This window comes from Photobacterium damselae, from assembly GCF_003026815.1.
GTDB lineage: Bacteria > Pseudomonadota > Gammaproteobacteria > Enterobacterales > Vibrionaceae > Photobacterium > Photobacterium damselae.
The window spans coordinates 166,470-180,230 of the sequence record NZ_PYOG01000005.1 but is presented as its reverse complement, the minus strand read 5'-3'; the positions used below and the strand labels follow the sequence as shown (position 1 = coordinate 180,230).

The 13,761-nt window shown below is 40.3% G+C and carries 13 protein-coding genes and 1 riboswitch; all 13 genes read right to left on the bottom strand.

All coding sequences use genetic code 11. The annotated features are described in order from the left end of the window. Nucleotides 1–51 precede the first annotated feature (51 nt). Nucleotides 52–684 carry an ATP-binding cassette domain-containing protein gene (locus tag CTN07_RS07655; RefSeq protein WP_005299701.1) on the bottom strand — a complete coding sequence of 211 codons (633 nt, stop codon included), beginning with the start codon at nucleotides 682–684 and terminating at the stop codon, nucleotides 52–54. A gap of 1 nt (nucleotide 685) precedes the next feature. Next, nucleotides 686–2,347 carry an ABC transporter permease gene (locus CTN07_RS07650; RefSeq protein ID WP_005299699.1) on the bottom strand — a complete coding sequence of 554 codons (1,662 nt, stop codon included), beginning with the start codon at nucleotides 2,345–2,347 and terminating at the stop codon, nucleotides 686–688. Between the two features lie 89 nt (nucleotides 2,348–2,436). Continuing rightward, complete coding sequence (locus CTN07_RS07645) at nucleotides 2,437–3,654, bottom strand: ABC transporter substrate-binding protein (RefSeq protein WP_005299697.1); 1,218 nt, start codon at nucleotides 3,652–3,654, stop codon at nucleotides 2,437–2,439. A gap of 14 nt (nucleotides 3,655–3,668) precedes the next feature. Continuing rightward, entirely contained in the window at nucleotides 3,669–5,822 is a 2,154-nt protein-coding gene (lpdA, locus tag CTN07_RS07640) for a dihydrolipoyl dehydrogenase (RefSeq protein WP_005299695.1), read from the bottom strand. Nucleotides 5,823–5,843: 21 nt separating this feature from the next. Beyond that, nucleotides 5,844–6,428 carry a carboxymuconolactone decarboxylase family protein gene (locus CTN07_RS07635; RefSeq protein ID WP_005299693.1) on the bottom strand — a complete coding sequence of 195 codons (585 nt, stop codon included), beginning with the start codon at nucleotides 6,426–6,428 and terminating at the stop codon, nucleotides 5,844–5,846. Nucleotides 6,429–6,524: 96 nt separating this feature from the next. Further along, nucleotides 6,525–6,917, bottom strand: a complete 393-nt coding sequence (locus CTN07_RS07630; RefSeq protein ID WP_050787764.1) for a hypothetical protein — start codon at nucleotides 6,915–6,917, stop codon at nucleotides 6,525–6,527. Between the two features lie 363 nt (nucleotides 6,918–7,280). Beyond that, nucleotides 7,281–7,871: a TfoX/Sxy family DNA transformation protein gene (locus tag CTN07_RS07625; protein WP_005299691.1), complete on the bottom strand. Its 591-nt coding sequence runs from the start codon at nucleotides 7,869–7,871 to the stop codon at nucleotides 7,281–7,283. A gap of 118 nt (nucleotides 7,872–7,989) precedes the next feature. After that, a riboswitch (cyclic di-GMP riboswitch) is annotated at nucleotides 7,990–8,084 on the bottom strand. A 320-nt stretch (nucleotides 8,085–8,404) separates the two neighbouring features. Beyond that, a complete protein-coding gene (gene purR / locus CTN07_RS07620) occupies nucleotides 8,405–9,409 on the bottom strand; it encodes an HTH-type transcriptional repressor PurR (RefSeq protein ID WP_005299689.1) in 1,005 nt (334 codons plus the stop codon). A 446-nt stretch (nucleotides 9,410–9,855) separates the two neighbouring features. Then, on the bottom strand, nucleotides 9,856–10,653 hold the full coding sequence (locus CTN07_RS07615) for a heme ABC transporter ATP-binding protein (protein ID WP_005299687.1): 798 nt from the start codon (nucleotides 10,651–10,653) through the stop codon (nucleotides 9,856–9,858). After that, a complete protein-coding gene (locus CTN07_RS07610; protein WP_005299685.1) occupies nucleotides 10,650–11,687 on the bottom strand; it encodes a FecCD family ABC transporter permease in 1,038 nt (345 codons plus the stop codon). The genes CTN07_RS07615 and CTN07_RS07610 overlap by 4 nt, the downstream gene beginning before the upstream one ends. 86 nt (nucleotides 11,688–11,773) lie before the next feature. Then, on the bottom strand, nucleotides 11,774–12,670 hold the full coding sequence (locus CTN07_RS07605; protein ID WP_005299681.1) for a heme/hemin ABC transporter substrate-binding protein: 897 nt from the start codon (nucleotides 12,668–12,670) through the stop codon (nucleotides 11,774–11,776). After that, the gene (locus CTN07_RS07600; RefSeq protein WP_036763984.1) at nucleotides 12,667–13,092 is read right to left on the bottom strand and encodes an ExbD/TolR family protein; all 426 of its coding nucleotides are present in this window, start codon (nucleotides 13,090–13,092) and stop codon (nucleotides 12,667–12,669) included. The genes CTN07_RS07605 and CTN07_RS07600 overlap by 4 nt, the downstream gene beginning before the upstream one ends. Further along, nucleotides 13,089–13,760: a MotA/TolQ/ExbB proton channel family protein gene (locus CTN07_RS07595; RefSeq protein ID WP_005299679.1), complete on the bottom strand. Its 672-nt coding sequence runs from the start codon at nucleotides 13,758–13,760 to the stop codon at nucleotides 13,089–13,091. Before CTN07_RS07595 ends, CTN07_RS07600 begins: the two co-directional genes overlap by 4 nt. Nucleotide 13,761: the final 1 nt, after the last annotated feature.

Sequence of the window (13,761 nt, the reverse complement as noted above, 5' to 3'; positions counted from 1 at the left end):
GCGGGCTATAACCCAGTATTTAGCTGTTATTGAGAGATGATTAATTCAATATTACCAAGGCCAAGTTAATACTTTACCATTTAATGGAATGTCTTCGCTGTTATGCGTCACCATTAAAGTTGGAACATTACAGTCAGATATGTGATTAAACACAAATTGTCGAAAATCTTGGCGTAAATCGGGATCTAATTTACTAAATGGTTCATCAAGTAATATGGCTTTGGGCTTTGCTAATAATGTTCTCATCAGACTTATTCTTGCTCTCTGTCCACCGGATACTTGACTAGGATGGTGATTAGCTAGGGTTATCAGGCCAATAGATTCTAATGCCTCAAGGGCTTGCTGATGACGTTTTGTATCTTTTATTTCTGCTGGTAAGGCAAACGCTAGATTCTCCCAAATATTAAGATGAGGAAACAGTAAATCATCTTGAAATAATAGTCCTATTTCTCTCTGATATGCTGGGAGTTTATCGAGAGATTTATGACCAAGATAAAGATTTCCAGTATAGGTAAATGGCGTATTGTTGTGTCCTGCGACGATATTGAGAAGCGTGGACTTACCACAACCACTAGGCCCCATAAGAGATAAAACTTCTCCTGGTTTTACGGTAAAACTCATAGGACCAAATATTGGGGTATGGTGATTTTTGACCGTAAGTTCTTTAATAATAAGAGATGTCATACTATGAGTTTATCCGGTATTTTTTGCTGAAAATTAAAGCAAGAGTAAAACTAACTAAAGGTAATAGACCTTGGAGCAAACCATAAATTGCAGTTACTCGGCGATCTTGTCCGCTGGCTAGAGCAACGGCTTCTGTTGTGAGTGTTGTTATTCGCCCAGCCCCTAACATTTGTGTTGGTAAGTATTGGGCAAAACTAACACTTAAGCCCATAGCAAAAGCAAATATGATTCCAGTCATTAACTGTGGCCGTTTTACTTGCCACCAAACTCGTATTGGCGATATTCCTAAGCTTGCAGCAGTGTAAGAGTATCTAGGATCATAACTGCGCCATGTGCCATCGAGAGCTAAATACATATAGGGAAAAACATAAAAAATATGGCCCCATAACACCCATAAAAAATAAGTATTGGTCGGAAAATATAATGTAGTGATTTGAATACCAAATAATAGAGATAGTTGTGGAACGACTAAAGGTATCGCAATAATTACAACTGGAATATTCAGTTGGTACTTATCTCTAAATTCTAAACTTCCTATGACTAAAATAAGACAAATCAAAGCACTCAGAACGGCAAATAAAGTGCTGGTGGTTAATAGCTGAGTGATTTGATCTATCTCTTGTTGCCAAAAACGTTCAGACCAACGAGAGGGTAAAATATCGGGAAAACGCCAACGTAGCGCAAAAGACCATATTCCCAGCAAAGGTAGAGTCACAATAGGCAAACTAAGAAATATCAATAGACTCGCTTTGCGTAATGGAGCTGTGCTAACAAACCAACCATTGGCTGGTGGATAATCGCTATTTGTTCCTTTAATCAGCCAGTGTCGTCTGTGATGGAGAATAACCCACTCCAGACTACGGACAACACATAATACGATACCGGCAATAAGCAGTAAAACGAGTGCTCCCGCTGTTGCTCTGGGTAGTAGAGATAAATCACTGTCGTTAAACCACTGCCAAACCAATACCGAAAATGAACTCGGTTGACTAGGCCCAATGATTAGATTTAAGTCGACCACGGATAAACCATAAGCAACAACCGCATAAAGGGGGAGCCTAATTTTTGGTAGCCATTGCGGAAAAATCACTTTTTGCCATGTTTGTTGGGGTGAATAACCGAGACTGGCACTAATTCGAACTAATTGCGGCGTATTAAGCTGTTGTAATACAGCAATGCTCATCAAAATAAGAAAAGGTGTCTCTTTGATTGTTAGAACCAAAATCAACCCAAGAGCATAAGGGTCTTGAGCCAGATTAATGATCGCCAGTTTCGAGCTGATTAAATCCAATAAACGATTAAGCCATCCTGTTGGACTGACTAAAAAAACTAAACCAATAGCAAAAGCAACATGGGGGATGGCAAGTAGCGGTGATAGCCATGCTTCCAGTTTTTTCCATTGATCTGTATACCAAAATAGTCGTAAAAAAGAATAGGTTAAATAGAGTGAAATAGCGGTACTAATTAGTCCACTCCAAACGGTGATAACAATGGAATCTGTAACATGAGGCCATTGAAATACCTGATAAAAGCCTTGAAGCGAAATATGGTGTAACCCCAAGGTTGGGATATAAGAAAATGCAGGTAAGATGACGCCAAATAACCCAGGTATTATAGGCAGAAAAACAATAATGATTGTTAGTATGAATAAGCTACGACGCATAAAAGGTTCTTGACGATTTTGATAAAAAATCTAACCCAGTTTTATATGATTATCTACTGGGTTAGATTGGGTGAGATATCCGTTATGATTTAGTTACCGTAACGCTGTTGCCATTTGTGCTCAATAGCGGTTAGCCAACTCGGATCTGGTTCAGAAATGGCTTTATAAAGTTGGAATGTTGATTGGCCTTTAGCTTGATCTTTCTGCAATGCTTGAGTGGTTAACACCGTTGGATCGCCCCAAATTGTTGTATCAGCTTTTCTTGCCTGAGCTTGTGGGCTCATTAAGAAGTTGATTGCAACCATCGCTCCCTCTTTGGCCTGCGCATTCCAAGGTATAGCAAGAAAATGCACATTGGTTAATGCTCCTTGGTCAAAAGCATAAGTTTTAGCCGTTTCAGTTAAATTACCATTTTCAATAGCGGCTTTTGCGGCATTTGGGTTGAAGGTAATGGCTAATAGAAGTTGCTGATCATCGAGTAGTTGCATGATCTCAGCCGATCCTGAAGGGAACTTTTTACCTTGCTGCCATGCGACCTTGTGCAACTGATCCAAATAGTGCCAAAGTGGAGCTGTGACACGATCAAACGTTGCTTGATCCTGTGGCAATACTAATGGTTGATATAAGGCCTTTTTATCCGGTGTTAATTCAAGCAGTGCCGCTTTTAAGAAACTGCTGCCATGAAATTCTGGCGGCTTAGGATAGCTTACTTTTCCTGGGTGTTGCTGAGCGAAAGTTAATAACTGAGTAAAACTTTTCGGTGGGTTACTTAACTTAGCACTGTCGTAGATAAAGACCAGCTGACCAACTCCCCATGGCGCTTCGTAACCTTCTGTTGCTTGTGTAAAGTCCTGTTCTACGGGAAGTTTTTTGTTCACTAATGCCCAATTGGGTAACTGATGAACAAAAGGACCAAAAAGAAGATTATTTTGTTTCATGGTTCGGAAGTTTTCGCCGTTAATCCAGACCATATCGACACTGCCGTCATGGTTTTTTCCAGCCGCTTTTTCTGCTACTAGACGCTGTACCGTTTCGGAGATATCGGCAACCTTAACTTGCTTTAGCGTGACGCCATATTGTTGTTGCAACTCCTGGTTAGCCCAACGTAGATACTCATTGATCTCTTGACTGCCTCCCCAAGCATTAAAATAGACTGTTTGCCCCTTAGCTTTTGCGACAATATGCTGCCAGTTGTCATGTAATGGTGAAGTGAGGTCCTGCTTGGAATCACTTTCTTGTGCGTAAGAAAGCAGAGAAAAGCTGGCTAATAATGCGCAGGCTATGTGTTTAAATGATTTTGTTAACATAAAGCATCCAATCCTTATTTACGCATCCAGCGATGATATTTTGCGACCCACTCTAATAATTTTTCGGGAGCATTATTACGTTTCCAAACTCCGGCAGTATATTTTACCGCTTCACTCATGGTTGGGTAGGGGTGTACGGTCGCTAAGATTTTGTTTAATCCAAGATTATGGCGCATCGCTAGGGTAAATTCAGCAAGAAGATCGCCTGCATTTGTACCTACTATGGTCGCACCCAAGATGGTATCTTTGCCTTTTGGGGTAATAACTTTGATAAAGCCATGATCTTCTCCATCTGTAATCGCTCGATCAAGATCATCAATGCCATAAGTGACAACATCAAACTCAATACCTTGGGCGGTTGCCTCTTTCTCATTGAGGCCAACCCGAGCAACTTCTGGAGATGTGTAGGTTGCTGCAGGCATAACAGAATAGTCGGCTTTAAAGCGTTTAAACTGCCCAAATAGCCCATTAACAGCGGCATACCACGCTTGATGACTTGCCGCGTGTGTAAGTTGATATGGACCGACAACATCACCCACAGCGTATATATTAGGGTATTGGGTTTGGAGGTAGTCGTTAACTTCAACAGTACCTCTTGCTGTTGTTGTAATACCTAACTCTTCTAAGCCAAAGCCTTGAACATTCGCAACTCGACCTAGAGCAAGTAATACGGCGTCGAATTCAACGGTTACCTGCTGCTCATTATGGAAATCAAGATACACTTTCCCCATTATTTTTCCATTCGCATCGACAATGGATTCAAAACGCATCGCTTTGTGTTCCAGTTTAATCTCAACCCCATCTGCAATAAGGCTATCTTGGACTAATTTTGCCGCATCACTGTCTTCACGAATTAATAATTGTGGAGCCATTTCAACTAATGTGACCTTTGTGCCAAGGCGAGCAAAACTTTGAGCTAATTCACACCCAATTGGCCCACCGCCTAATACCAAGAGTTTTTGTGGCTGTTCTTGCTGCGACCATACGGTATCTGAGGTTAAATAGTTTACCGATTGTAAACCTGGAATATTAGGAACTAATGGACGAGCACCTGTAGCAATAACGATATTTTTTGTGGTAATGATTTTACCAGCGACTTCAACCTCCCAAGGAGAACGAATGATCGCTTCACCCGTAATACAATTGACGCCAAGAGAACGGTAGCGCTCGATAGAGTCATGTGGTTCAATCTTGCTGATAACCTTTTGTACTCGCGTCATAACCTGTTTAAAATCAATGGCGATAGGACCTGTTGAAACCCCAAACTCAGCAGCTCGTTGGATTTCGGCCATATTATGTGCAGCACGAATCAGTGCTTTTGAAGGGACACAACCTGTATTAAGGCAATCGCCACCCATTTTATGTTTTTCAATCAGAGTAACTTCTGCCTTTACTGCCGCTGCAATATAAGCACTCACCAAACCGCCGGAACCTGCACCAATCACGACCATGTTTTGATCAAAAGAGGTCGGTTTTTGCCATTTCTGATAGATCTTACGCGCTTGAATTTGATTCATTACCGCTTTTGCTATGAGGGGGAAAAGTCCCAACAACGCCAGTGAAATCAGTACCGGCAAAGAGATAATTCCAGAAAGAGTATTAATTTCTCCAAGCTGTGTTCCTGCATTAACATAAACAGCCGTTCCGGGTAGCATGCCCAATTGACTAACAAAGAAAAACTGTTTTGCCCTTATTGGGGTCAATCCCATCAATAAGTTGATTAAGAAAAAAGGAAACACTGGAATTAGGCGAAGGCTGAGTAAGTAAAAACTGCCTTGCTTTTTAACGCCGTCATTAATTGCAGATAAGCGTGAACCAAATTTAGTTTGTACCCAATCGCGTAAAATAAAGCGACTGAATAAGAACGCAAGGGTTGCACCAATAGTACTGGCAAAGGAAACCAATACTAAACTCCACCAAAAGCCAAATAAAGCTGCCCCAAGCAGTGTCATGATGGCAGCTCCTGGCAGAGAAAGGGCCGTGACGGCAACATAAGCAAAGAAGAAAACAAGACTTGCCCAAACAGGGTGTGTTTGGATGGTGTCTTGAAGAGCTAATTGCTGTGCTTTTGCTTGCTCTAGCGTGAAATACTGGCTTAAATCAAAATATAACCATATCCCGATAACGGCCGCGATTATTCCAAGTAAAAAGAGTTTTCTTTTGTCCATAAACAGACCTCAATTAAACGTTTAAATATCGCTATTATCCTGACTCTTTTCTTGCTCTGATTTTGGTTGAATTGGTAATGAGCAAAAACCTTGAGCGGGAACATCAAGTGCTGTATTGAACTTGGCCGATAAATTCTGAAACGCAATCAGAGCGGTTAACTCCACCAGCGAATCTTCATTAAACCATTGACTTAATGTTGCGATCATCTCTTCAGTCACTTTTGAACCTGTAATGGTCATGGCTTCGGTGTATTCAAGAACGACACGCTCCTGATCCGAAAATAGTTCACTCTCTTGCCAATGTGCAAGTTGTTTGATTTTATCAACAGAATTGCAGCGCTCAGCAAGCTTCATTCCATTGGCATCAACACAAAAGGCGCAATCGTTAAGTTGTGATACTCGAACACAGACGAGCGAACGTAAAACAGGTGATAGGGGGGACTTCGAGCGGTCTAAGTATCCAAAGAATCCTGCAACAAGCCAAAATAGTGTTGGCTTTCGTCCCCATAACTTGGCTGGATTTAAAACGCTACCATAGTGTCGTTCTTGTAACCAAAGTAATGGGCGGATAAAGATGGAATATTTTTTCTTAGCTTGAATACGCACGGACAACCCTTACTGTCAAAGTGTACTGAATTAGCAACAAAGACCGAGGGTAGCGCGTTTTTATTTCAGCAAAAGCAAAAAATCTTTAAAAATCGATTAGTTGATGGAAAATTCTACAACTTTAGAGGTTTCTTGCTGCACGGTACGATTATCAGGAAGATCGTTGATGAGGATATAACCACTCAAAAAAACCGGAAGAACCGCAACCAATAGGCTTTTCCCTATGTGGTAATTACGATACCAATGTTTGCGAGCCTTAAAAAATAGGATCAAACCCCAAGCAAGAAGAAAGATATTAAAAAAACCCATCACGACAATGGTATCAGAGAGTGATTGTAACGAGGCTATATTTTGCTTTACTGCAATGAGAACAGCAAAAATAGGTAGAAAAGAGAGAACGATACTAATTTGAAGCAGTCTTGGCCATTTACAAAACTTGTCTTTAAAAATATTTGTAGTTTGTCCTGGGAATGGGTTGGAACAACTCATAATCGCCTCATACAACCATAGTATAACGAAGTATTTAATTGTTTTGAGTGCTCATTAACACCGGATAAGCCTCAAACAAAGCCTATATTATCGAAAAAATGAGTGAAGGGTAGTTTTGACGTGAAGTAGATGTAAACTTTGTGACTTTGTTCAATAAACTTTAATTGTATTTATTTGGAACACCACTATATAAAATTATTTTTTAAAAACTGTGTTTTATATTTAAGCGGGAAATTAATTTCAATAAGATGGGATTATTAATATTTCAATCAATTATTATGTAACCTGTTTGATAAAAAAAGAGGCTGATAATAGCCTCTCTACTTAAGTGTTAATTTAGCCAACGTATTGTGAGTATTGTTTTTAATTTAATGATGAAAGTAACTCATGGCGACGTTGTTCAGTGATTACTGACCAATGTTGTCCACTGATGGCCCCTTCAAGTGCCCACAATAGTTCAAGATTTAAAGAATCCCCTTGAGATGACTGCAGTGCCTTAAATGCATCAAGGGCTCCAACAGCAAATAATTGCTCTACGGTTTCAATTCCTGCTTTTTTTAACATGCGCTCATTGGTCAAACGTAGATTTGGGAGATCTTTAATCCGATTAGGTATCGCTTTTGATTTGGATTCCTTATCCTTTTCTGCCGCCTGGAGAGAGAGTTCACCTTGCTTGATTAAGCATTGAGTATCGTCCCACCAATTGTCAGGAATGGCATAATGTTTTGTGACAACCGGAAATCCTTTTTTGTAATATACGTAGGGTTTTAGCCCCAGTTTTTTAAATTCCCCTTCATTATTGCAATTGGCTCGTAGATGTAGCGTATTGTTTACTACCAGAGCAAACATAGTATCACCCGCGAATATACCAAAACCTCCAAACATAGAGCGTGATTTTATACGCCCAAAACATTCAAATAATTTTAACGTGTTTTTTAATACTGGTTTGTCCATGCTTCTTCTCGGTGAAAATAATCATGAGTCACCTAACATCAGAGCGGGAATTTAGATTATCAGAATAACTAAATATTCTGTCAGAAACTCTAAGATTCATGACATTGATATTTTGATTATCGGCAACCCCGCTACCATGAGCTTATGTAAATAAACTTTTAGGCCGGAAGCTTTGCGTCCCATCTCTTTCAAGATAGTTTGCCCTGTTCGTAACTGATAAAGGTTAACGTAGATAGCTTAATATTTTTTATATTAAGTTGCAAAATTTGTGATGTTGATTCAGTTAATAATTTAAAATGAGTAATGTAGGTGCATAAGAAATGTTTAATTATCAGCCAAAAAAACGCTTAAAGAATAAAATGTTATCTGTTTATCTCGTAATTAACTTTTCTTTAAAACATTAATTTAGTTAAAGACAAATGAATAGAGATTAAATCATTATTCATTAAACTGATTAGACCTGTTTACCGTTTCTCTATATATAAAAAAAGCCAATATTGAATATTGGCTTTTTATTTGGAATCTATTTCAAATTAGTTGATTTTTTTTACTGATTTACGAATAACTAATTCAGGCGCCATTTCAAAAGTTTGACGCTCATGATTCTTATCTTTGACGCGATCCATTAAAATTTCAACAGCCGTTTTACCTAAACGACGTTTTGGCTGATGGATTGTTGTCAGTGGCGGTGAAAAATATGGCGCTAAATCGATATTGTCATAACCAATAATTGAAATATCATCAGGAACTCGTAATCCTGCTTGTTCAAATGTACTGATCATCGCCATAGCCATAATGTCATTAAAACAGAAAATAGCTGTTGGACGTTCAGTCATCGCAATAAAGTCTTGCGCCGCTTTTACTGCCGTATCACACTCAAAATCGCCTTCAAGAATCCAATCTTCATTTACAGATAGATTGCTTTCTGCCATCGCTTTACGGAAGCCTTTTAGTCGCTCGCGACAGGTTGACTTGTCTTCATGACCAGACAAACAACCAATTTTGGTATGGCCATTTTCAATAAAGTGCTTAGTCGCAATATAGCCACCATGTTCTGCGTTATCTTGGATTTTATCTGTGTGTGGTGACTCTGGGCCCCAATCCATTATAACCATAGGCAGATCTTTTTTGCGTTCTAGCAACTCAAGCAGTTTCTCATCCAGATCGGAACACATAACAAGCAGACCATCGACACGCTTTTCTGCTAGCATGCGAAGGTAATCTTGTTGTTTCGATAGGTTACCTTCTGTATTACACAGAATAAGCGTATAACCTTCTTTATAACAGTACTCTTCAACACCGTGAACAACTTCAGCAAAAAATGGGTTGGTTGATTTGGTTACCAACATACCGATTGTACGGGTTGTATTACATTTTAAACTGCGAGCAACAGCACTTGGAGCGTAATTAAGCTCATCAACTGCTGCCATAACTTTCTTTTGTGTTGCTTCTGCGACAAAGCGCGTTTTATTGATCACGTGAGAGACTGTCGTCGTTGAAACACCAGCCATACGTGCAACATCTTTAATCGTTGCCATAGTTATTCTTCTAATAATGGGGGTCTAGAGTCAGACCGCAATTCTTTCGATATCAAATTGGTTAGCCAGCTCTACGTTGAGTCTCTCTGGCTATTCAGTTTGTTATCACCACACAGTTAATCTTGCTTTTAATCTCTAATAATTAGCTAAAGTTTAGATGATTAAGCAAGTAATCGGGTTTGTATTGTGAAACCCGCTAAAAGCTAAAAAGCCGCACCATAAAGAGCGGCTTTTTGATAACAAGTGCTATAAGTGAATATTATACGATTCTATTACATTGTGTAATCGCTTGCGATCACATTTTACCTAGAGTCTGCGCGAGTGCAATGTTTCTGTGCTTGAAGCGGAAAATACTTGATAGGCATCAATAAATTTGAATGTAATTAAACGTGAATATTCATTGGTTTTATCGATTAATAGCACTATTTCAGCTCAGAACAGAGACATCAAGCCAAAATAACCGGGTAGTTATGTTCTGGATGAGCGATAACTTGAACTGGCCAGCCGTAAACATTTTCGACCGCGGTTGGGGTTAGCACTTGCCATGGCGTACCATCAGCTTGAATTTTGCCTTGGTTCAAAATGATTAAACGATCCGCATATTGAGCAGCTAAGTTCAGATCATGAATAACAATGATAACGGCAGCACCTTGTTGCGAAAGCGCTTGTGCAATCTCTAAAGTGTGATGTTGATGAGCAAGATCAAGGGCGGATGTGGGTTCATCAAGCATTAAAATACATTGTTTGCCAGAGTGCGATAACTGAGTTAATACTCTGGCAAAATGAACGCGCTGTTTTTCTCCACCAGATAAAGTTGGATATAGCCTGTTTGCGAGATGATCAACACCAACTTTGACCATATTCTTAGCCGCGAGTTGTTGTGCTTGATGATTTGATATCGCTAAAGGCATCGCACCGAGCTCTGCAACTTCATGAGCAAGAAATGAGAACGATAGGGTACTGTGCTGCGGCAATATACCCATGTGTTTGGCTAATAATTCAGATGGCCAATGATCTTTAGGTCTTGAAAAGATCTCAATTGATCCTGAATTTGGCGTTATTTCACCGTTTAATACCTTCAGTAGACTACTTTTACCGGCTCCATTTGGACCTAACAGCGCCGTTATTTGCCCAGACATTATTTCTAAATCAATATCATCCAGTAAGGTTTTTCCGCCCAACTGTAAGTGAAGGTTAGATGCTTTTAGTGCTATTGCGTGATGAGAGGATAGTGTGCTGCTCATGCCATACGTCCTTTTTGCTGGATCAATAACATAATAAAGAAGGGAGCACCGATGATGGCAGTGATAATACCAACAGGTAACTCTTGAGGAGCAAAAGCGGTACGAGCAATCATATCTGCAAGTAACAAAATGAAGGCGCCTAATAGGGCTGATACTGGAATTAAGTTTTTATGGTTTGGTCCAATTAGCATTCGTCCCAAATGAGGAATAATAAGGCCAATAAACCCTATCGGTCCTGTTAGTGACACGGTAACGCCAACACCTGCGGCACAAGTAATGATTAACTGTTTTTTAAGGCGTTGGACATTTACGCCCATATGTTTGGCTTCTGATTCACCCAATAAAAAAGCATTGAGCGCATTGGCTTTACGATAGAAAAAGAAAAACAGTGCAACAAAAGATACGGTTGCTAGAGCGATCCCTGACCACGTTGCGCCAGCTAATGAACCCATTGACCATAAAGAGAAATCACGAAGCGCTTGATCGTCGGCAACATAATTGAGTAAGCCTAAGCCCGCGCCTGATATTGCTGAGATTGCCACCCCCGCTAACAGCATCACAGTCACTGATGTTCCATTAGTTCCAGTACCTAAACGATAAACAAAGAAAGTACTAATGACACCGCCAATAAAGGCAAACAGAGGGATTGCACCTAAGTTCAAAATGGTGGGAAATTGTGCTGCAATCGGTGCAAATACAATAATCGCTAACGCAGCACCAAGCCCTGCACCACCTGTTACCCCAATGATGGCGGGATCGGCAAGTGGATTACGAAATAGCCCCTGCATTACCGCACCGCAAATGGCGAGAATTGCTCCAATCATAATACAGAGCAGGGTTCTCGGTAGACGAATCTGATTGATAACTAAGCTGATATGATTTGGCAGTTCGGTATGCCAAGGCAGTAAGGCTTTAATGCTATCACTATAGCTAATAGACATTGGGCCAATAACAATAGAACTGACGATGGCGAGTAGTAAAAGGCCAAAGCCAATAGGGTAGAGGGAGCGGATGGATAAACGTTGATTTCCCATAAAAACTCAAACTATAAACAGGAGAAAAGAGAGGGAATCAGATGCTCCCTCTGATGATAATTATTTTACTGAGATTTCGTTATCTGTTACTGATTTACCGTTGGATAGAAAACATTTGATAATCGAGCCGCTTCATTGAGACTGTGGATACCGAGACCACCAATAAGCGCTGTACCATCTATCACAGCTAATGCATTATTTTGCGCTGCGGGGGTTTGGGCTAGTACTGGAATCTTCTTAATTAGATCTGGCATCGTTTTGATGGTTGCCGCGGTTCTAGAGCTCAATAAAATGATATCAGGCTGCATTTGAAGCATGGCTTCTGTCGAAATAGGTTTATAATTTTCAACAAATGCAGCAGCCGGGTTTATGGCTCCCGCAAGGTTTATAACAGTATCTGCCGTTGTTCCTTTACCTGCCACATTGACAGGTCTCCCATCATGAATCATCACAAACAAAACTTTTTTTTCTTTAAAATCAGGTTGGTTCTTAAGTTGAGAACGATGCTCCGTTAATGTTTGAACGGTATGTTGCACTGTTTGTTCTAACTCATTAGCTTGTTTCTGGTGGCCTGTTAATTGCGCAACTTGTTCAATTCGCTTACTAAGGTCTGAAACGGTATTTCCTGAGTTGACAATATCGACCGCAACGCCAGCTTGTTTCAATATGGTAAGCGTCGATTCTGGACCCATTTCGTTTGAACCAATAATACGAGTTGGTGTGAGTGACATGAGATTTTCTGCTGATAATTGACGATGATAGCCAACTTTAGGCATCTTGGTATCAACTAATGTTTGACTGGTACTGTCTACAGCAACCAGTTGATCGCTAGCATCTAAGGCATTGATAATCTCAGTAATTGCAGATCCGGCACTGATAATACGCGAGTCATTGTTTTGTGCATAAGCTGACGTCGCTCCAAATAGGATAGCAATAGCTAAAGATACGGTTTTAAACACTGGTGCTGGTTTAGTTAGACTCATGCTTTGTTATCCTCTTCCATTAGCAATTGAGTAGCCTTGATGTCATTTTTTTGTAGAAACGCTAAAAGCTTTAACATTTGTTCGACTGAGGCCGTTTTCTCAGCCCCAATCACAACTGGTTTCGATGGGTTTACTTTAACTTCGTCCAATAAGGTTGTTGAAAAAGCCTCCCAACTTTTTTGTTGATTTCCGTCTAGAGCCCAATGAGGTTCAGAGGCAAGTAGGTTAATGGTTATAGGATCGGCAGAGGTCGTCTGCAGTATTTGTGTTTCTGTTTGTGGGAGATCGACATTCAGCGATTTAATTTTTACGCTTGCTGTTAACAACAGGAAAACCATTACAATAAAAATAATATCGAGTAACGGGGTAAGATCTGGTGATAACTCATCGTCCTGCCAGCGGTTATTTCCTGTGGTTATCATGAGAGAGCCTCACCTTGAGCTGGCTTATCACAATTTGTTGTTACTGAGATCCCTTCAAGCCATAAATTGCAGCGATTTAAACTGTGTTCAAGTTTTGAGGTAATGCTATCAGCCCAAAGTCCGAGCAGTTGTGCTCCTGTAATGGCTGGCAGTGCAATGATCAAGCCTGCGGCAGTGGTTCGCATCGCAAGACCTAATCCATCGGCCAGATCATTTGGGGTAACTGAGCCTGTGGTCATAGCAATGCCTTTAAACATATCGATCAAACCCAATACGGTACCTAATAAACCCAGTAATGGACTGATCACGCCAATAAGACTTAAGAGCTTGAGTCCGGATCGTAATTGAGTTCGTTTTTGTTGTAGCCACATACCTGCGGCATCTTCACGTAGTGCTTTAGCAAAATGACGATGTGAAATCAGCATTGCGATCCCCTTATACAGAAGAGGGCGCTGATTCTGCAATTGCTGAGCTAGATGATCCAATGCTTGTTCATCGTGGCGATTTTGATTGTTGAGTATTTGATTTATTTTGGTTTTACCAACACCAGTACAGAGTAAAACTTGAATAAACCGCTCAAGTAAAATCATGACGGTAAGCAGTGAACAGATGAAAAGGGGCCAGGCCATAAGACCAAACTGTTCTTGATATTGGTTGATAAATTCCATA

Coding starts and splice junctions, on each gene's coding strand:
- CTN07_RS07655 (WP_005299701.1), bottom strand. CDS start 684: ATGACATCTCTTATTATTAAAGAACTTACGGTCAAAAATCACCATACC.
- CTN07_RS07650 (WP_005299699.1), bottom strand. CDS start 2,347: ATGCGTCGTAGCTTATTCATACTAACAATCATTATTGTTTTTCTGCCT.
- CTN07_RS07645 (WP_005299697.1), bottom strand. CDS start 3,654: ATGTTAACAAAATCATTTAAACACATAGCCTGCGCATTATTAGCCAGC.
- lpdA (WP_005299695.1), bottom strand. CDS start 5,822: ATGGACAAAAGAAAACTCTTTTTACTTGGAATAATCGCGGCCGTTATC.
- CTN07_RS07630 (WP_050787764.1), bottom strand. CDS start 6,917: ATGAGTTGTTCCAACCCATTCCCAGGACAAACTACAAATATTTTTAAA.
- CTN07_RS07625 (WP_005299691.1), bottom strand. CDS start 7,871: ATGGACAAACCAGTATTAAAAAACACGTTAAAATTATTTGAATGTTTT.
- purR (WP_005299689.1), bottom strand. CDS start 9,409: ATGGCAACGATTAAAGATGTTGCACGTATGGCTGGTGTTTCAACGACG.
- CTN07_RS07615 (WP_005299687.1), bottom strand. CDS start 10,653: ATGAGCAGCACACTATCCTCTCATCACGCAATAGCACTAAAAGCATCT.
- CTN07_RS07610 (WP_005299685.1), bottom strand. CDS start 11,687: ATGGGAAATCAACGTTTATCCATCCGCTCCCTCTACCCTATTGGCTTT.
- CTN07_RS07605 (WP_005299681.1), bottom strand. CDS start 12,670: ATGAGTCTAACTAAACCAGCACCAGTGTTTAAAACCGTATCTTTAGCT.
- CTN07_RS07600 (WP_036763984.1), bottom strand. CDS start 13,092: ATGATAACCACAGGAAATAACCGCTGGCAGGACGATGAGTTATCACCA.
- CTN07_RS07595 (WP_005299679.1), bottom strand. CDS start 13,760: ATGGAATTTATCAACCAATATCAAGAACAGTTTGGTCTTATGGCCTGG.